The organism is Aeromonas sp. R3-1 (assembly GCF_040908345.1).
Taxonomy (GTDB): Bacteria; Pseudomonadota; Gammaproteobacteria; order Enterobacterales; family Aeromonadaceae; genus Aeromonas; species Aeromonas veronii.
In genome coordinates this window covers 1-18,762 of the sequence record NZ_JBFODN010000203.1, presented here as the reverse complement: position 1 = coordinate 18,762, position 18,762 = coordinate 1, and the positions used below count along the sequence as shown (strand labels likewise).

Here is an 18,762-nt window from a genome sequence, read left to right as displayed (position 1 = left end):
GGATTAGGATAACGTCAGGGATTGCAGGGAGCATTGCAGTTCTACGGACAGGACGACACGACTCTAGGGGACGGCTACCGCCGTCCCCTTTTCTTTTATGGTTTGCCCGAGAGATTGCCGCGCTGGGCGGCGTTGACGATCTCTTGCAGGCGCTGACGAATGTCGACCATGCCAAACACACCAAAGATCAGCACAGTGACAAATTCGGCTTTGGTGACCGCGAAGTAGCGTTTGCAAGCTGCCTTGATCATGCTGGCCTGCAGCCAGTGCAGCAGGGCGACGATCACGCCACAGACCGGCAGAAAGCCGTTGAGTTTGCCGGGTAGCGGGGCAATCAGGCTCACCAGTACGCCAAACCAGAAGAACAATATCAGCCCCATCGCCAACAGATTAAAGACCCGCTTCATTGTTTACCTCCCGTAGATAGAGTTGATAACAGACCTGACCTGCCTGTTTGTCCTTGAGTAGTTGCCAGCTGGCAGGCAGCGCCAGATCGGCCATCTCTTTTTCCCGCTCCAGATAGATGAGGGCGTCCGGTGCCAGCCAGCCGCGCTGCTCCAGCAGCTCGCACACTTGCGGCAGCAGCTCGCGGCGAAACGGCGGATCGAGGAACACCAGATCAAACGGCGTGGCCGGGCCTTGCAGCCAGCTCACTGCATCTGACTGGATCACCTGACCCTGACTGCTGCCGAGGGCGGTCAGGTTCTTCTTGATCTGGTCAGCGGCCCCTTTGTCCATCTCGATCAGGGTCACCTGCTCGGCATAGCGCGACAGCGCCTCCAGCCCGAGTCCGCCGCTACCGGCAAACAGATCCAGGCAGCGGGTGCCACGAATGTGGGGGGCCAGCCAGTTGAAGATGGTCTCCTTGACGCGATCCGTGGTGGGTCTGAGCCCCTCCACATCCTTGACCGGCAATTTGCGGCCTCGCCACTGGCCGCTGATGATTCTTACAAAGCCCGATTTTCCTTGCGGGGCGGGACTCTTGCTCGGGTTGCTACGGCTGGATTTCACTCTGGGCATCGCGTTTCATCGTCAGAAAATAAAGTGGTAGTATAAGGCGGTTCATTTTTATGCCGACCCGCCAAGGGACGGCTATCTTAGCAGTCAGCCTTTGATGTGAGTATTTTTAGATGGCAAAAGGTTTGTTTTCCTGGCTGGGTTTCGGCCGCAAGAAAGAAGAGGCTGAGGCTGTCCAACCACAGACACCCCAAGCCACCCCCGTTACCGTTGAGCCCGAGGTCACTGCTACCCCCGCTCCCGTTTCCGATATAACTGTTTCCGATAGTACGCCGGCTGTTGCCCCCGAAGTGCCTGCCAGCGCACAGAATCCCGTTTTGCAAGATGATTGCTGCCTGCCGACCGAGCTGGACGACCACGGCCCGCTGGTGGTGGAGGAGTGCGCCTCCGATCTGGAGCCGGTGATCGTCAACGAAGCGCTGATCGCCGAAGAGGAGCGTGCCGCTGACGCCGCTCGCACTGCCGCAGAGGCGCAAGCTGCTGAGGTCAAGGCAGCCGAAGAGGCTCGTATTGCTGCCGAAGCTTTTGCTGCGGAAGAGGCTCGTATTGCTGCCGAGGCTCGCGCTGCGGAAGAGGCTCGCATTGCTGCCGAGGCTCGCGCTGCAGAAGATGCTCGTATCGCCGCCGAGGCTCGCGCTGCAGAAGAGGCCCGCATCGCCGCCGAAGCTCGCGCCGCGGAAGAAGCTCGCATCGCCGCCGAGGCTCGCGCTGCAGAGGAGGCTCGTATTGCTGCCGAGGCTCGCGCCGCGGAAGAGGCTCGCATTGCCGCCGAAGCTCGCGCTGCAAAAGAGGCTCGTATCGCTGCCGAAGCCCGCGCCGCGGAAGAGGCTCGTATTGCAGCCGAAGCCCGTGCTGCGGAAGAGGCTCGCATTGCCGCCGAAGCCCGCGCTGCGGAAGAGGCTCGCATCGCTGCCGAGGCTCGCGCCGCGGAGGAGGCTCGCATTGCCGCTGAAGCTCAGGCTGCGGAAGAAGCCCGTATCGCCAAAGAGGCCCAGCGCGCGGAAGATATGCGCCTGGTCGCCGCGATGGAGGCTGAGGCCGCCGCCCTGGCAGCCCTGCCGCTGGCCGCCAAGGTGGACGATGACACCCAGGACAAACCGCAGCGGGAGGGCTTCTTTGCTCGCCTCAAGCGCAGTCTGGTGCGCACCAAGGAGAATATCGGTTCCGGTTTCTTCGGCCTGTTTCGTGGCAAGAAGATCGACGACGAGCTGTTTGAAGAGCTGGAAACCCAGTTGCTGACCGCCGATCTCGGCGTCGACACCACCACCCGCATCATCGAGGGGTTGGTGCAGCACGCGGACCGCAAGCAGCTCAAGGATGCCGAGGCGCTCTACGGCCTGCTCAAGCAGGACATGGGCGAGATGCTGGCCAAGGTCGAGCAGCCGCTGGTGATCGACACCAGCAAGAAGCCTTACGTGATCCTGATGGTCGGCGTAAACGGCGTCGGCAAGACCACTACCATCGGCAAGCTGGCCAAGCAGTTCCAGGCTGAAGGCAAGAGCGTAATGCTGGCGGCGGGTGACACCTTCCGTGCCGCTGCGGTCGAACAGCTGCAAGTTTGGGGTCAGCGCAACAACATTCCGGTGATTGCCCAGCACACCGGTGCCGACTCCGCCTCCGTTATTTATGACGCCATCGAGGCCGCCCGCTCCCGCGGGGCTGACGTGCTGATCGCCGACACCGCCGGTCGCCTGCAGAACAAGAGCAACCTGATGGAAGAGCTCAAGAAGGTGGTGCGGGTGATGAAGAAGCTGGATGAAGAGGCGCCCCACGAGATCATGCTGACGCTGGACGCCGGCACCGGCCAGAACGCCCTGAGTCAGGCCAAGCTGTTCAGCGAGGCGGTGGGCCTGACCGGTATCACTCTCACCAAGCTGGATGGCACGGCCAAGGGCGGCGTCATCTTTGCGGTAGCCGACAAGTTTCAGATCCCGATCCGCTATATCGGGGTGGGCGAGGGGATCGACGATCTGCGTCCCTTCGTTGCCAACGACTTCATCGAGGCGCTCTTCAGCCGCGATGAATAAGTCCGGCCGCGATGAGTCAGCTCAGCCGTGATGAGTAAGTGTTCCATACCCCGACTCCGGTCGGGGTTTGTCAATTTCAGGGAACCGTTATGATTCGTTTTGACAAGGTCAGCAAGGTATACAGCGGCGGCCATCAGGCGCTGCAAAAGGTCAGCTTTCACCTGCGCAAGGGGGAGATGGCTTTTCTGACCGGGCACTCGGGGGCGGGCAAGAGTACCCTCCTCAAACTGATCAGCGTGATGGAGCGTCCGACCGATGGTCGCGTCTTCTTCCATGGCGACGATGTCAGCCATATCCAGCGCAGCCAGATCCCCTATGTTCGCCGCCAGATCGGGATGATCTTTCAGGATCACCGCCTGCTGATGGACCGCACCGTGTTCGACAACGTGGCGCTGCCGCTGGTTATCGATGGCTACAGCCATGCGGACATCAACAAGCGGGTGGCGGCGGCGCTGGACAAGGTAGGGTTGCTCGGCAAGGAGCGTTACCAGCCGCGGATGCTCTCCGGTGGTGAGCAGCAGCGGGTCGGCATCGCCCGTGCCATCGTCAACAAGCCGCCGTTGTTACTGGCGGATGAACCGACCGGCAACCTTGATCCTCAGCTCTCCATGGACATCATGCGGCTATTTCAGGAGTTCAACAATTTTGGGGTCTCGGTACTGATTGCTACCCACGATCTGGGGCTGATCGCCCGTATGCGCTATCGCACCCTGACCCTCAAGGCGGGTCGCATGTATTCGGCCGGGGAGGAGCTCTGATGGCTATCGTTCGTCATAAACAACCGCCGCTGCGCCGTCTGATGATGTACGGGGTTGACCATGTGCGGCAGGCGTTTGCCAGTCTCGGGGAGCTGTGGCGCAATCCGCTCGCTTCACTGATGACGCTGGCGGTGCTGGGCGTCAGTCTGGCACTGCCATCCTGCTTCCACGTGCTGCTGAAAAATGCCGAGGTGGTGGAGGGGAGCTGGCAGAACAGCTCCCAGATCTCCCTCTATCTGCGCAAGGATCTGCCGGAGCAGAGCATTCTCGATCTGCAGCACAGGATCCTGCTCTATCCCGAGGTGGATTCGGTCACCTACCTGAGCCGTGACGATGCGTTGCGGGAGTTTCGCGAGATCTCCGGCTTCGGCGATGCCCTCGATTATCTGGACAGCAACCCGTTACCGCCTGTGCTGAGCGTGATCCCGGATCCGCGCTGGCAGAACCCGGAAGGGGCCGCCGAGCTGCTCAGCAAGCTCAATAACGAGGTGGGGGTCGAACAGGGCAAGCTGGATCTGCAGTGGTTGACCCGGTTGCAGGGGATCATGAACCTGCTGCGCCACACCATTACCGGTATCGCGGTGCTGCTGCTTTCCGCCGTGTTGCTGATCGTCGGCAATACCCTGCGTCTCAACATCCTCAACCAGCGTTCCGAGATTGAAGTGCTCAAGCTGGTGGGGGCGACCGATTCCTTTATTCATCGTCCCTTCCTCTATACCGGCATCTGGTTCGGGGTGATCGGCGGCATGCTGGCCTGGTGGCTGACTGAAGTGATGGTGATCTGGAGCGAAGGGGTGGTGAAGGAGCTGGCGGGCTTGTATAACAGTAACTTCCGGCTGGTTGGTATGGGGGCGGTAGACGGGATCAATCTGATCTTGCTGGGCGCCCTGCTGGGGCTGATTGCCTCCTGGTTCTCGGTCCATCGCCACATTCGCGACATCGAACCATCCTGATTACTTTGTCATCAAAGTAAATCGCTGGATTTTGAGAGGCGGATCAAGTAAAAGAGGGGCCGTTTCTGGCTTGGCCCCCATAGTCAGAGTATTCTGAATAACAATGATCTTCCGGATCTTCGCGAGATCCAGTGAACCTTCTGATTTATAAGCAGTCTATTAAAGCTGAAGCATTTATACGGGTGTGGCCCCTCTGCCTTGCTCGTCAGACTTGGCAAGCATGTGAAGGTTGCGAGCTCCGCAACAATGGACTTAGCATGCTACTTTTCGGGGGTCCTTCATTGTGACCCCCTTTTTTTGACTGTTCATTCATGATTCATCCTGCAGGCTTAAGATAAGCCGGTCTAAAACTGGGCATGTTCTTTGATACACGCCGCAGAATGGCATCCGGTCAGTAGACAGACCCTCTCAGGGTGTTAGACTGATTCGATTGAAAAGTAAGAGGTAACAGATGGGAACTTCATTGCAGCGCACTATGGCTCTGATTCCGCAAGGTAGTCTGGAAGGCTATATCCAGGCAGTAAACTCTATTCCTGTGCTGAGCGCAGAGGAAGAGCGTGAACTGGCTGAGCGTTTGCAGCAGGATGGCGATCTCGAGGCTGCTCGTCAGCTGGTTATGTCGCACCTGCGCTTTGTCGTTCATGTCGCCAAGAGTTATGCCGGTTACGGCCTGCCTCAGGCCGATCTGGTTCAGGAAGGCAACATCGGCCTGATGAAGGCGGTCAAGCGCTTCGACCCGACGGTCGGCGTGCGTCTGGTCTCCTTTGCCGTGCACTGGATCAAGGCCGAAATTCACGAATACGTCCTGCGCAACTGGCGCATGGTCAAGGTGGCGACCACCAAGGCCCAGCGCAAGCTCTTCTTCAACCTGCGCAAATCCAAAAAGCGTCTGGGCTGGCTGAACCACGAAGAGGTTCAGGCCGTGGCGGCCGATCTCGGCGTTTCTGCCGCTGACGTGACCGAAATGGAAGCGCGGATGGCCAACTACGATCAGGCGTTCGATCTGGTGGGTGACGATGAGGAAGAGGGCGGTTTCGCTCCGGTTCACTATCTGGAGGACAAATCCTCCGATCTGGCCGCCACCATCGAGAACGACAACTGGGACGATCACGCGACCCGTCGTCTGAGCTCGGCCCTCGCCACCCTGGATGAGCGCAGCCAGCACATCATCCGCGCCCGCTGGCTCGATGATGACAGCAAGACCACTCTGCAGGAGCTGGCCGATACCTACGGCGTCTCTGCCGAGCGTGTGCGTCAGCTTGAGAAAAACGCACTCAAGAAGCTGAAAGATGCCATGGAAGCCTGATGCTTCCTCTCATAAAAACAGGGCCTGATGGCCCTGTTTTTGTTTCGCAGGGATCTGGTCGGCCTTGCTTTGGTTACCCTTGAGTGTGTTATGTTGCCGCCACTGCCACATTAGGGAGAGCAGAAGTGAAACTGTTGAACGACCTGTTTACCAACAACCGTGAGTGGGCCGAACGGATCAAGGCCGAAGATCCCGCTTTCTTTGCCACTCTTTCTGCCCAGCAGGCCCCCGAATACCTCTGGATCGGTTGTTCCGACAGCCGGGTCCCCGCCAACCAGCTGATGGGCTTGCTGCCGGGGGACGTCTTCGTCCACCGCAACGTCGCCAATCTGGTGGTACATACCGATTTCAACTGCCTCTCCGTGCTGCAATACGCGGTAGAAGTGCTCAAGGTGAAGCACATCATCGTCTGCGGTCACTATGGCTGCGGCGGCGTCAAGGCCGCGATGCAGAATCAGGAGCTGGGTCTCATCGACAACTGGCTGCGCAACATCAAGGATGTCTACTTCAAATATGGTGAAGAGCTCGAGGCCATCGAGGATGAACATGAGCGCTTCGACTACCTGTGCGAGCTGAACGTGGCCGAGCAGGTCGCCAACGTCTGCCACACCACCATCATCCAGAACGCCTGGCGCAAGGGGCAGGAGCTGGCCGTCCACGGCTGGATATACGGGATTAAAGACGGTCTGCTGCACGATCTCGATCTCTGCATCAGCGGCCCGGATCAGATCCCCGACGTCTATCGCGCCTGGCCGGACATGCGTCCGCCCCACCGTCGGCGCTAGGGAGCTTCATGGTGGTGCCAGCCCTCTATCTGCAGATCAAGCAGCATATTCTGGACGGGATCCGCGAACGCCACTATCAGGCGGGGGACAGGATCCCGACCGAAGCGGCCCTGTGCGAGCAGTTCACCGTGAGCCGGATGACGGTCAACCGTGCGTTGCGGGAACTGGTGGCGGAAGGGTGGTTGGTGCGTACCGCCGGTTCCGGTAGCTTCGTGGCGGACAGGCGCACCGAGTCACCGCTGCTGGCTATTCGCAATATTGCCGACGAGATCGCCGAGCGTGGCGGTGAGTACAGCGCCCGGGTGATCCGGCTGCAGCGACTGGCCGCTGACGAGAAGGTGGCGGTACAACTGGGGCTGCGGGTGGGCGCCCCCATCTTTCACAGCCTGATCGTCCATCAGGCCGATGGGGAGCCGTTGCAATTGGAGGAGCGCTTCGTCGATGCCGGGCGCCTGCCTGGCTATGGCGAGCAGGATTTTACCCAACAGACCCCCAACCGCTATCTGATGGATGTCTGCCCCCTCTCCGAGATGGAGCACGTGGTGGAAGCCGTGCTGCCCAGCGCCGGTGAGGCGGGATTGTTGCAAATCCGCGTAGATTCCCCCTGCCTGTTGTTGCACCGGCGTACCTGGTCGGAGGGGCATCTGGTCTCCTATGCCCGTTTGCTCTCCCCAGGTTCCCGCTACAAGCTGAGTTCCAAGGCGCAGCTGCCCTAGTTGTCTATACAAATAGATTCTTCTCAAGCCCACCTCCTGGTGGGCTTTTTTGTGCTTAAACTCTAAGTTTGATGCTGTTATCAGGATGTGAACGCCGCTCTTTCTTTCGTCATAGAGATCGACTATAAGAATATGTATATACATTTGAGGTCGCTATGAACAAGGAACTGTTGAACTGCGAGCGTGTCTGGCTCAACGTGACGCCCGCCACCCTGAATGATGAGCTGGCCGACTACGGCCTGCTGCCGCTCCACGCCATCGGCGTAAAGGATGGCAAGATCCACGCGTTGGTGCCGATGGCCGAGCTTAAGGGGCCGTATCCCGCCCATTGGCTGGATATGCGGGGCAAGCTGGTCACCCCCGGCCTTATCGATTGTCACACCCATCTGGTCTTCGCCGGCAGCCGTGCCGAAGAGTTCGAGCTGCGTCAGCAGGGAGTGCCCTATGCCGAGATCGCCCGTCGGGGCGGTGGCATCATCAGCACGGTGCGTGCCACCCGTGCCGCCAGCGAAGAGCAACTGTTCGAGCTGGCGTTGCCGAGGGTGGCATCCCTGATCCGCGAAGGGGTCACCACGGTGGAGGTCAAGTCCGGCTATGGCCTGACGCTGGATGATGAACTCAAGATGCTGCGGGTGGCCCGCCGACTGGGAGAGGCGCTGCCGATCCGGGTCAAGACCACTCTGCTGGCGGCCCATGCGGTGCCGCCTGAATATCGCGACGATCCCGATAGCTGGGTCGAGACCATTTGTCAGGAGATTATCCCGGCCGCCGCCGAGGCGGGTCTGGCCGATGCGGTGGATGTCTTCTGCGAGCACATCGGCTTCTCGTTGGCCCAGACCGAGCAGGTCTATCTGGCGGCAGATCAATATGGCCTGCCGGTTAAGGGGCATATGGATCAGCTCTCCAATCTCGGTGGCAGCACCCTCGCAGCCAACTTTGGCGCCCTCTCGGTGGATCATCTGGAGTATCTTGATCCGGAAGGGATCCTGGCGCTGGCCCACCGTGGCGTGGTCGCCACCCTGCTGCCCACCGCCTTCTACTTCCTCAAAGAGACCAAATTGCCCCCTGTTGCAGCTCTGCGCAAGGCGGGGGTGGCGATGGCGGTCTCTTCCGACATCAACCCGGGTACGGCCCCCATTGTCTCGCTGCGGATGGCGATGAACATGGCCTGCACCCTGTTTGGCCTGACCCCGGTGGAGGCCATGGTCGGGGTGACCCGTCACGCCGCCAAAGCGCTCGGCGAGCAGGATCGCCTTGGCCAGCTCAGGGTGGGCATGGCGGCCGATTTCCTGATCTGGCACTGCGCCAATCCGGCCGAGCTGAGCTACATGGTCGGCGTCGATCAGCTGGCAAGCCGCATCTTCAACGGCAAGGAGACCCTCCATGGATAAGTTCAACCCGATCGATATGTCGCTCTGGCAAGGGCGGCAGGATCCGGAAGATGGCGAATTGGCTCTGCGTTGGCACGACAAGGTGCAGCCCTGGACCGCCGGAGCACAAGACGCTGCCGGTGTGGTACTGCTCGGTTTTGCCTGCGATGAAGGGGTGCGCCGCAATAAGGGGCGTGTCGGCGCCGCCGGTGCGCCGCAAGCGGTGCGCAAGCTGCTGGCCAACATTGCCTGGCACCTGAATCGCCCCGTCTACGATGGCGGGGATGTGAGTTGTACCGATGGCAATCTCGACGCCGCCCACGGCTATCTGGCCGAGCGGGTCGCCGCCGCGCTTGATCTGGGCCACTTCCCGCTGGTGCTGGGGGGCGGTCACGAGGTGGCTTTCGGCAGCTGGAGCGGCCTCAACCTGCATCTGGCGGGTCAGGGGCGAGTCGGCATTATCAATTTTGACGCCCACTTCGACCTGCGCATGAAGCAGGAATTGGCAAGCTCCGGCACCCCCTTCTTCCAGATCGCCGAGCAGTGTGCCGCTCAGGGCACGCCGTTTCACTACGCCTGCCTCGGGGTGGCCGAGACCGCCAATACCCAAGCCCTGTTTGCCCGTGCCAAGGCGCTGGGTGTGTGGCATGTGCTGGACGAGGCGATGACCCAGACCGGGCTGCCAGCCTTGCTAAGCGGGCTGGACGCCTTTATCGCCGATTGTGATCACCTCTATCTGACCATCGACCTTGATGTGCTGCCCGGCGCCGTTATGCCGGGAGTGAGTGCCCCCGCCGCCCGTGGCGTGGAGCTGGCGGTGATCGAACCGCTGATCGCCCATATCCGGGCCAGCGGCAAGCTCAGGCTTGCCGATCTGGCCGAGTACAACCCGACGCTGGATCAGGATAACCGCAGTGCCCGTGTGGCCGCGCGACTGGTTCATCTGTTGACCCGTTAACCCTTTGGCCGCCCGTCGCCAAAGGCACCCTATTGATACAACAAGGAGTGTGTATGTCTGTGCAACAGCAGGATCCCCGTCATGATCCTAACCGCGTGATCCGTGCCCCGCGCGGTACCGAGCTGACCGCCAAGAGCTGGCTCACCGAGGCGCCGCTGCGGATGCTGATGAACAATCTGGATCCCGAGGTGGCCGAGCATCCCCAGTCGCTGGTGGTCTATGGCGGGATTGGCCGCGCCGCCCGCAACTGGGCCTGCTTCGACAAGATCGTCGAGGTGCTGACCCGGCTCGAGGAGGATCAGACCCTGCTGGTGCAATCCGGCAAGCCGGTCGGGGTGTTCCAGACCCACAAGGACGCGCCGCGGGTGCTGATCGCCAACTCCAATCTGGTGCCGCACTGGGCCAATTGGGAGCACTTCAACGAGCTCGATAAGAAGGGTTTGATGATGTACGGCCAGATGACCGCGGGCTCCTGGATCTACATAGGTACTCAGGGGATAGTGCAGGGCACTTACGAGACCTTCTTCGCGGTGGCCAACCAGCACTTCAACGGCTCGCCTGCGGGCCGCTGGATCCTCACCGGTGGTCTCGGCGGCATGGGTGGCGCCCAGCCGCTGGCCGCCACCATGGCAGGCTTCTCGATGATCGCCGTGGAGTGCGACGAGACCCGCATCGATTTTCGTCTGCGCACCCGTTATGTGGACAAGAAGGCCCACAGCCTGGATGAAGCGCTGGCCATGGTCGAAGAGGCCAAGCAGAGCGGCATCGCCGTCTCCGTCGGCCTGCTCGGCAACGCCGCCGACGTCTTCGCCGAGCTGGTGGCCCGAGGTATCACACCGGATGTGGTGACCGACCAGACCTCCGCCCACGACCCGGTGCACGGCTACCTGCCGCAGGGCTGGAGCGTGGCCAAGTGGCGCGAGCTACAGCAGAGTGCCCCGCAGGAGGTGAATCTGGCCGCTCGTCGCTCCATGGCCCGTCAGGTGGAGGCGATGCTGACCCTGCAAGAGCGCGGCGCGGCGACTCTGGATTACGGCAACAACATCCGCCAGATGGCGCTGGAGGAGGGGGTTGCGAACGCCTTCGACTTCCCCGGCTTCGTCCCCGCCTACATTCGCCCGCTGTTCTGCGAGGGGATTGGCCCGTTCCGCTGGGTGGCCCTCTCCGGCGATCCGGAAGATATCTACAAGACCGACCAGAAGGTCAAAGAGCTGATCCCCGATGATCCTCACCTGCACAACTGGCTCGACATGGCCCGCGAGCGCATCGCGTTTCAGGGGCTGCCGGCGCGGATCTGCTGGGTCGGGGTCAAGGATCGGGTGCGGCTCGGTCTGGCCTTCAACGAGATGGTGAAAAACGGCGAGCTGAAAGCCCCCATCGTCATTGGCCGCGACCATCTGGATTCCGGCTCGGTGGCGAGCCCGAACCGCGAGACCGAGTCGATGATGGATGGCTCCGATGCCGTCTCTGACTGGCCGCTGCTCAACGCCCTGCTCAACACTGCCGGCGGCGCAACCTGGGTCTCCCTGCACCACGGCGGCGGGGTCGGCATGGGCTTCTCCCAGCACTCCGGCGTGGTGATCGTCTGTGACGGCTCCGATGATGCTGCCAAGCGGGTCGGTCGGGTGCTGCGCAACGACCCGGCCACCGGCGTGATGCGCCATGCCGATGCCGGCTACGAGATTGCCATCAACTGTGCCCATGAGGCGAAACTGGATCTGCCGATGATTGACGGCGCCAACGGTGTCAAAGGAAAGGTGTAACACCATGTTTGAATTGACTATTACTCCGGGCGAGCTGGATCTTGCCACCCTGCGCCGCGTCAGCCGCGAGCCGGTACATGTTTCACTGGATCCGGCCGCGCTGCCGGGGATCCACGCCTCCGCTACGGTGGTTACCAAGGTGATCGAACAGAACCGGGTGGTGTATGGCATCAATACCGGCTTTGGCCTGTTGGCCAACACCCGCATTCCGGTGGAGCAGCTGGACGAGCTGCAGCGCTCCATCGTGCTTTCCCACGCTGCAGGGATTGGCGAGTACATGGATGACGCCACCGTACGGCTGATGATGGTGCTCAAGCTCAACTCGTTGGCGCGGGGCTTCTCCGGCATCCGGCTGACGGTGCTTGAGGCCCTGATGACCCTCATCAATGCCGAAGTCTATCCGGTGGTGCCGAAGAAGGGCTCCGTCGGTGCCTCCGGCGATCTGGCGCCGCTGGCTCATATGAGCTGCCTGCTGATCGGGGAGGGCAAGGCTCGCCACAAGGGCGAGCTGATCGACGCCGCTACTGCGCTGAAAATTGCCGGGCTCGAGCCTATCGCGCTGGCACCCAAAGAAGGATTGGCGCTGCTTAACGGCACTCAGGCGAGCACCGCCTTCGCGCTGGAAGGGCTGTTCCATGCCGAGGATCTCTACGCCGGTGCCATCACCATAGGTGCCATGAGTGTGGAGGCTGCGCTCGGCAGCCGCAGGCCGTTCGATGCTCGCATCCACGCGGTGCGCGGTCAGCGTGGCCAGATCGACGCGGCCGCCTGCTATCGCCACCTGCTGGTGGATGGCAGCGAGATCGGTATGTCCCATCACAACTGCGAGAAGGTGCAGGATCCCTACTCATTGCGCTGCCAGCCGCAGGTGATGGGGGCCTGCCTGACCCAGATCCGTCAGGCCGCCGAGGTATTGGCGAGCGAGGCCAACGCGGTCTCCGACAACCCGCTGGTGTTTGCCGAGGATGAGGAGATCCTCTCCGGTGGCAACTTCCACGCCGAGCCGGTGGCCTTTGCGGCTGACAATCTGGCGCTGGCCATCGCCGAGATAGGTTCCCTCTCCGAGCGGCGAATGGCACTGCTGATTGACTCGCGGATGTCCGGTCTGCCGGCGTTTCTGGTCAACAATGGCGGGGTGAATTCGGGCTTTATGATCGCTCAGGTCACCTCGGCGGCGCTGGCCTCCGAGAACAAGACCCTGGCCCATCCCGCCTCGGTAGACAGCCTGCCTACGTCGGCCAATCAGGAGGATCATGTCTCCATGGCGACCTTCGCCGGCCGTCGGCTTGCCGATATGGCCGAGAACACCCGTGGCATTCTGGCAGTCGAACTGCTGGCGGCGGCGCAGGGGCTGGATTTCCGCGCGCCGCTGCGCAGTACCGAGCTGATCGAGCTGGCCAAGGGACGACTGCGGGCAGAGGTTAGCTTCTACGACAAGGACCGGTACTTTGCGCCGGATATCGAAGCGGCCGCCGCCCTGCTGGGCCGTGCCAGCTACAACGACCTGATCCCGGCCGGGGTGCTGCTCAGCCTGTAAGCCTTGATCACCCTTCTCCCCTGGTGGGGGAAGGGTAGGGGATGAGGGGGAAGCCGCTTCACTGGCGCCGGTGACTGCCGGGAGCAGATAACAAAAGACCGCCCATCGGGCGGTCTTTGCGTGTCTGACGTTGGTTGAACGCAGTTATTCGTGTTCGAACATCAGGAACAGATAGACCACAAACAACACTAGATGGGTCGCACCATGGAGCACATTGGTGCGGCCGCTGCTGAAGGTCACCTTGCACACCATCAAGGTCGTGACCAGCAGCACCATATCGGCGGGGGAGAGGCCGAGGCGCACTTCCTGACCCAGCATGGAGCCGATAAAGAGCACGGCAGGCACGGTGAGGGCGATGGTGGCCAGCACAGAGCCGAAGTAGAGGTTCATTGCTCGCTGCAACTGGTTGTTGAAGGCGGCTTTGATGGCGCCGACTGCTTCGGGAGCCAGCACGATGCAGGCGACGATAAAGCCGCCCAGTGCGGCGGGTGCTTCCATCACATGCACCCCGTAGTTGATGGGGATGGCCAGGGTCTTGGCCAGCAGGATCACTACCAGCAGGTAGGCGAGCAGCAGGATGGTGTGATAGACGTTGCTCTGCAGCGGGCCGTGGTGCTCCTCATAATCCTCGTGATCGCTGTCGACGAAGAAGTGGCTGTGGCTGCGGGTCTGGATCAGCAGAAAGACCCCGTAGAGCAGGATCGAGATGATGATCAGCATCCACGACATGGCGCGCGACATACTGCCGATTGCGCCACCCTCGGTGAAGTTGGGCAGCACCAGACAGAGCAGGGCCAGCGGGATGATGGCCACCAGATAGGATTTGACCCCATCCAGATTGAAGCTCTGGGTGTGGTAGCGCCAGCCGCCAAACAGCAGGGTGAAGCCCACCAGACCGGTACTCACCAGCATCACTACCGCAAACATGGTATCGCGGGCCATGGTGGGGTTGGGCTCGCCGGTCAGCATCACCGAAGAGATCATCACCACCTCCAGCGAGATGACCGAGAGGGTGAGGATCAGGGTGCCGAAGGGCTCGCCCAGCTTGATGGCGAGGGCATCGGAGTGGCGCACCACCGAGAAGATGGCCCAGGTGACGATGGCCAGTAGTGCCGCCGAAACCGGAAGATAGATCCCGAGCGGAGTTGTCTCTGTCAGCAGGTCACTGCCCAGGGTCTTGAAAAAGAGCAGGGTCAGCAGGCCAACGGGCAGGGCAATCTCTTGCCGGATAACTGTCTTCATAGGCAATGGTTCTCTATTGGGGGTCTTGACGACCGGATGACATAAACAGGCTGCCCGGTTATCGGTTGCGCAATAACCGGCTCCTTATGATAAAGGTTGTTATCCCCGTCAGGGCAGATCATTTTGTTGCTGAATGTAAATAAGGGGTGGCAGGAGGTGGTTCGATTTCACCATGGAGCCGGGCCCAGGTCTGCAGGGGGATTTACCCGCCTGATGGCCGGGCTGGGTTACGGCGCTACCGCCAGCATCAACCTGATGATGTCGAGCCGCTGGCCAAACCGTTTCACGGCCAAATCCTGCCATCTCTGCGTTAGCTGGCCTTCTGGTGTTGCAGCTGCCACTCCCGTTGCCAGTGGGTCAGTATCTTCAGCGGCATGGGTTTGCCGAAGAAGTAGCCCTGGATCAGATAGACGCCGTGCTGGCTCAGATAGTCGACCTGCAGCTGGCTCTCGACTCCTTCGGCGATCATCTCCATACCCGATTCCCGACCGAAGATGATGATGGCATCCAGTACGCTGCGCTTGAGGTCGTTGGTGCCTATGGTATCGACGAACATCTTGTCGATCTTGATCTGGCGGATCCCCAGGCTCTGCAGGTAGGCAAAGCCGCCGTAGCCGGTACCGAAATCATCCAGCTTGAAGTGATACCCCATCTGTTGCAGCAGGGTGATCTCCTCGGTGGCCGCTTTGATGTCGAGGATCGGCTTGCGCTCCGTCAGCTCGAAGGTGAGCCGGGTGGGTGAGGGGTTTTGGCTGTGAGCGAGCAAGGAGCGCAGCAGGGGTTGCTCGATATGGGCCGCCACCAGATTGACGCTGACCCACTGCTCCGGTGCCAGCTGCGGCAGGTCGGTGATCACCTGCTCCAGCAACTGTTCGGTCATCGGCAGGATCAGTCCCTGCTCCTCTGCATATTCGATAAAGGTGCCCGAGGGGATCAGCTCGTTTCCCCGCTGCCAGCGCAGCAGCGCCTCGAATCCCACCACTTGGTGGGTACGGGCATCCACTATCGGCTGGTAGAGGGGAATAAATTCTTTGCGTATCAATCCTGTTTGCAGCAGTCCCTTGAGGGAGCGCCGATAGCTGCGCAGCAACCAGTATGTGACGCTTAACAGGGCTCCGAGCGCGATACCGAACCAGAGACCGTAGTGATTGAGTTGGTCATAGGCATATTGCTCCAGCGCTTTTCCTGCCCAGACCGTCTGTTTGGTGAGCTCATTGGGATCGAAGAAACTCAGGCTGATATTGCTCTCTTCCTGTTTGATCTCCTTGTCGCCACGGGGAAAGTGGATTGTGCTTGCATCGTTATCCTGTCGGCTGAACTCCAGATAGAAGCAGTGGCTGCAGGGGTGTTGCAGCAGGTCGTGGCTCCAGCTGTTATCCAGCACCCAGTAGGCGAGGTTGCCGCCGGTTCGGTAATAGGCCACCAGCTCCTGCTCGGTATTGTATTTAGCTACGGTGGCAGCGACCCCCAGTTTGCCGAACTTCTGCCCGCTGTCTTGGAGCTCCTTGATCAGCGGGATCCCCCCCCCCAGGCTGGAGCAGCTGTTGCCGGAGGCGAGTTCTAACCCCTGCAGGCGGATATGAGTGCTGTAGAAGCGCGGATCGCGCAGCAGCGCCATGTCTTTGGCACCACAGTTGAACTCAAATTGTGCCAGCTGGTTGTTGATGGAGGCATCCAGCTCCCGGTGGCGTTCTGCCATGGCCCCCCTGAGCTCGGCAACCTTCTCTTTCAGCAGATGAAAGGTCATCGGCTTGGCAAACCACAGGCCGAGAAACTGGCTGCCCACGACAGGCAGGACGAACAGCAACAGAGCGATCCAGACGGGTGATTTACGCAAAGGAAGTACCTGCCAGTTTCATGAGACACAAATGGACTTTGCCATCATAGAGCATTAGTGCAATCAATTTGAGTCCGACTTGTCACACTTGTTGATTGATTTTTTAACTGCATGATTTTAAATGTGTTTATTATTAACTTTGGCTAGCTTCAATCGCTGACCTGTCATAAATGACAATTGCTCAGCTTATCCGAACTGCATTAGAGTAGCCTTGCGGTTTGACTCACCGTGTGTTCAATACTCCTGTATCTGTTTTTTGTCAGTAGCACAGAGTGTTAGTTTTGATATGAGTGTTCCTTTTGGTCCCCTTTGAGGGACCATTTTTCTGTCTGTCATCCCGCCCTTTCCCGCATCTGTAGCCCGTCATCCTTGGTATTCTTCCTCTGCTTTGGGTTATGCTTGCCCGCTTAAATTGCAGAAGCGGGATCTTCATCCATAGCTGTGGCCCGATCGCCGCTGCTACCATGAGGCGACATGGATGATGCTGGGCATACGGAAAGGCGCATGAAACTCACTACACAGCTTGTCTCATTTATCACCCTTTGCGTGATCGCAGCCATGGCGACCGTGCTGATTGGCGGGGTGTTCAGCTTTCGCGAGCTGGGCATGGAGTTGCAGCAAAAGAAGGTCGATGCGCTGGTCGAAGTGATCGACAAGCAGCTCGATGTTGCTCACGACATGGAAGATATGAGCCACTGGCTGCCTACCCTGTTGCGGGCTGCCCATGTGGTAGAGCTGGAGGTGCGCCAGAATAACCAGCGGGTCTACTGGTTCCGCGATGTGCGCAATCCGGTCGACGAACAGCTGCTGGTGCCATACAGCCACCCGCTTCCCCATCAGGCCGGCATGCAGGCCAACTTCAAACTGGAGCGCCCCTTCAAGGAGGCGGAATACTCCATCAAGGCGATGTCCGGCATCTCGCTGGGCATCTTTATCGTGGTGTTCGGTCTCTGGTACTCCATCCGCTGGCTACGCCAGCAGCTGCGCGGGGCCGAGCTGCTGGGCGTTCGTGCCCAGCTGATCCTCGATGACAAGCTCTCCAAACTGAGTCATGACCCCGCCGAAGAGTGGCCGGTGGCCGCCAGTCAGGCCCTCGACCATTTGCTCGCCGAGCTGGCGGATGCCCGCAAGGAGCGCAGCCGCTTCGACAACTTCATTCGCAGCAACGCCTTCGTCGACAAGATGACCGGCATCGGCAATCGGCTGTTTTTCGACAACCGGCTGGAGAGCGCCATCATGGAGGCGAGCGTGATGAGCGGCGGCGTGCTGCTGATCGATCTCGCCTGTCTGGAGGAGCTGGAGGCCGATCAGTTCGAGTTGTTGGGGCACGATTTGATGATGGAGGCGAGCGCCACCATTGGTGCCTTCGTGCGCAAGCATAACGGCGCCCTGCAGGCCCGCTACGCCGGTCAGGTCTTTGCGGTGTTGCTGCCCAATATGTCCGAGAGCGAGATGGTGGATAGCGCCAGCCAACTGCTCAAGAGCCTGCAACGGCTGCATTGGCCGCAGGAGGTCAACCCCGAGACGGCGGTCTATCTCGGCGCCGTCTGTTATCAGGCACAAGACAGCCTGCTCAAGGTGCAGGAGGAGGCGGAGCTGGCCCTCAAGAGCGCCCGTCTGCAAGGGCACAACGGCTGGTTCCTCTACGAGAAGCAGCTGGATGAGGAGCAGAGCAGCAAGGGCACAGTACGCTGGCGCACCCTGATCAGCCGCCGTCTCGAAGAGCACGGCATCGAATTTTATACCCAGCCGATCCAGCAGGATCGGGGGCAGGTGGTGTTGCAGCAGGAGCTGCTCACCTATCTGCACGACGAGCAGGGGCGGGCTTTGCAGGCGGGTATTTTCATGCCGATGGCGGAGAAGGTGGGCTTGTTGCTGCAACTGGATCGGCTGGTGGCGGAGCAGACCCTCGCCCTGCTGCGCCAGCGCTCCGAGCAGAGCTGCCCCATCAGCCTGACCCTCAGTGCCCAGAGCCTGCTCAACCGCGAGTTCCAGCGCTGGCTTTTCTTCGCCCTGTTCCAGCTGCCGCGCAGCACCAACGAGCGGTTGATCCTGCAACTCTCCGAATCCCAGGTGACCCGCCACTTCGAGGCGCTCAAGCGGCCGCTGCGCTCCCTGCGGATGCTGGGCTGCCAGCTGGCCATCGATCATGCCGGTCAGGATGTGGTGAGCACCCAGTACATCAAGGAGTTCGAGATCAACTTCCTCAAGCTGCACCCCAGCCTGGTGCGGGAGATCCATGCCCGTCAGGTCAACCAGATGGCGGTACGCAGTCTGGTCGGCGGCTGCGCCAATACCCGCACCCGGGTGCTGGCAGTGGGGGTGGAGAGTGGCGACGAGTGGAAGATGCTGCGCCACCTCGGGGTGCATGCCGGGCAGGGCCCCTGGTTTGCCGAGCCCCAGCGGCTGGTGCTGGAACCGGCTGGTGATTGAGATAAACAACAGAGGGTCGCCTTGGGGCGACCCTCTGTTGTTTGCGGTGCTGTTTGCGGT

The 18,762-nt window shown here is 60.6% G+C and carries 15 protein-coding genes; 11 read left to right on the top strand and 4 right to left on the bottom strand.

Features of this window, described 5'->3' with window-relative positions:
* Nucleotides 1-95 precede the first annotated feature (95 nt).
* Both AB5Y85_RS13055 and rsmD read right to left on the bottom strand, forming a co-directional pair.
* Nucleotides 96-407, bottom strand: coding sequence for a DUF1145 domain-containing protein (locus tag AB5Y85_RS13055; protein ID WP_005348564.1), 312 nt, complete (start codon nt 405-407; stop codon nt 96-98).
* Complete coding sequence (gene rsmD / locus AB5Y85_RS13050) at nt 391-1,020, bottom strand: 16S rRNA (guanine(966)-N(2))-methyltransferase RsmD (protein ID WP_042081417.1); 630 nt, start codon at nt 1,018-1,020, stop codon at nt 391-393. Before rsmD ends, AB5Y85_RS13055 begins: the two co-directional genes overlap by 17 nt.
* Before the next feature lie 110 nt (nt 1,021-1,130).
* Here rsmD and ftsY point away from each other — a divergent pair, with 110 nt between their 5' ends.
* The 10 genes from ftsY to hutH all read left to right on the top strand — a co-directional run bounded on the left by ftsY (nt 1,131) and on the right by hutH (nt 13,190).
* Entirely contained in the window at nt 1,131-3,044 is a 1,914-nt protein-coding gene (ftsY, locus tag AB5Y85_RS13045; RefSeq protein WP_368221545.1) for a signal recognition particle-docking protein FtsY, read from the top strand.
* Nucleotides 3,045-3,133: 89 nt separating this feature from the next.
* The gene (gene ftsE / locus AB5Y85_RS13040) at nt 3,134-3,802 is read left to right on the top strand and encodes a cell division ATP-binding protein FtsE (protein ID WP_005339995.1); all 669 of its coding nucleotides are present in this window, start codon (nt 3,134-3,136) and stop codon (nt 3,800-3,802) included.
* Nucleotides 3,802-4,755: a permease-like cell division protein FtsX gene (gene ftsX / locus AB5Y85_RS13035; protein ID WP_042052537.1), complete on the top strand. Its 954-nt coding sequence runs from the start codon at nt 3,802-3,804 to the stop codon at nt 4,753-4,755. The genes ftsE and ftsX overlap by 1 nt, the downstream gene beginning before the upstream one ends.
* Before the next feature lie 451 nt (nt 4,756-5,206).
* Nucleotides 5,207-6,061 (top strand): RNA polymerase sigma factor RpoH, encoded by an 855-nt coding sequence (gene rpoH, locus AB5Y85_RS13030; RefSeq protein ID WP_005339997.1) that lies wholly within the window; start codon nt 5,207-5,209, stop codon nt 6,059-6,061.
* A 125-nt stretch (nt 6,062-6,186) separates the two neighbouring features.
* The gene (gene can, locus AB5Y85_RS13025) at nt 6,187-6,846 is read left to right on the top strand and encodes a carbonate dehydratase (RefSeq protein WP_005339998.1); all 660 of its coding nucleotides are present in this window, start codon (nt 6,187-6,189) and stop codon (nt 6,844-6,846) included.
* A gap of 11 nt (nt 6,847-6,857) precedes the next feature.
* Complete coding sequence (hutC, locus tag AB5Y85_RS13020) at nt 6,858-7,562, top strand: histidine utilization repressor (RefSeq protein WP_236296869.1); 705 nt, start codon at nt 6,858-6,860, stop codon at nt 7,560-7,562.
* 155 nt (nt 7,563-7,717) lie between these two features.
* Complete coding sequence (gene hutI / locus AB5Y85_RS13015; RefSeq protein WP_257687255.1) at nt 7,718-8,953, top strand: imidazolonepropionase; 1,236 nt, start codon at nt 7,718-7,720, stop codon at nt 8,951-8,953.
* Complete coding sequence (gene hutG / locus AB5Y85_RS13010; RefSeq protein WP_236358227.1) at nt 8,946-9,890, top strand: formimidoylglutamase; 945 nt, start codon at nt 8,946-8,948, stop codon at nt 9,888-9,890. Before hutI ends, hutG begins: the two co-directional genes overlap by 8 nt.
* Before the next feature lie 53 nt (nt 9,891-9,943).
* A complete protein-coding gene (gene hutU, locus AB5Y85_RS13005; protein WP_257687254.1) occupies nt 9,944-11,653 on the top strand; it encodes a urocanate hydratase in 1,710 nt (569 codons plus the stop codon).
* A gap of 4 nt (nt 11,654-11,657) precedes the next feature.
* Nucleotides 11,658-13,190 (top strand): histidine ammonia-lyase, encoded by a 1,533-nt coding sequence (hutH, locus tag AB5Y85_RS13000; RefSeq protein ID WP_257687253.1) that lies wholly within the window; start codon nt 11,658-11,660, stop codon nt 13,188-13,190.
* A gap of 144 nt (nt 13,191-13,334) precedes the next feature.
* On the opposite strand, the gene AB5Y85_RS12995 is transcribed toward hutH, so the two are convergent.
* Together AB5Y85_RS12995 and AB5Y85_RS12990 are read right to left on the bottom strand one after the other, a co-directional pair.
* Nucleotides 13,335-14,432 carry a calcium:proton antiporter gene (locus AB5Y85_RS12995; protein WP_040069504.1) on the bottom strand — a complete coding sequence of 366 codons (1,098 nt, stop codon included), beginning with the start codon at nt 14,430-14,432 and terminating at the stop codon, nt 13,335-13,337.
* A gap of 310 nt (nt 14,433-14,742) precedes the next feature.
* Complete coding sequence (locus AB5Y85_RS12990; RefSeq protein WP_257687252.1) at nt 14,743-16,269, bottom strand: EAL domain-containing protein; 1,527 nt, start codon at nt 16,267-16,269, stop codon at nt 14,743-14,745.
* Nucleotides 16,270-16,773: 504 nt separating this feature from the next.
* Here AB5Y85_RS12990 and AB5Y85_RS12985 point away from each other — a divergent pair.
* Nucleotides 16,774-18,702 (top strand): EAL domain-containing protein, encoded by a 1,929-nt coding sequence (locus AB5Y85_RS12985; RefSeq protein ID WP_257687251.1) that lies wholly within the window; start codon nt 16,774-16,776, stop codon nt 18,700-18,702.
* The last annotated feature ends 60 nt before the right edge of the window (nt 18,703-18,762 follow it).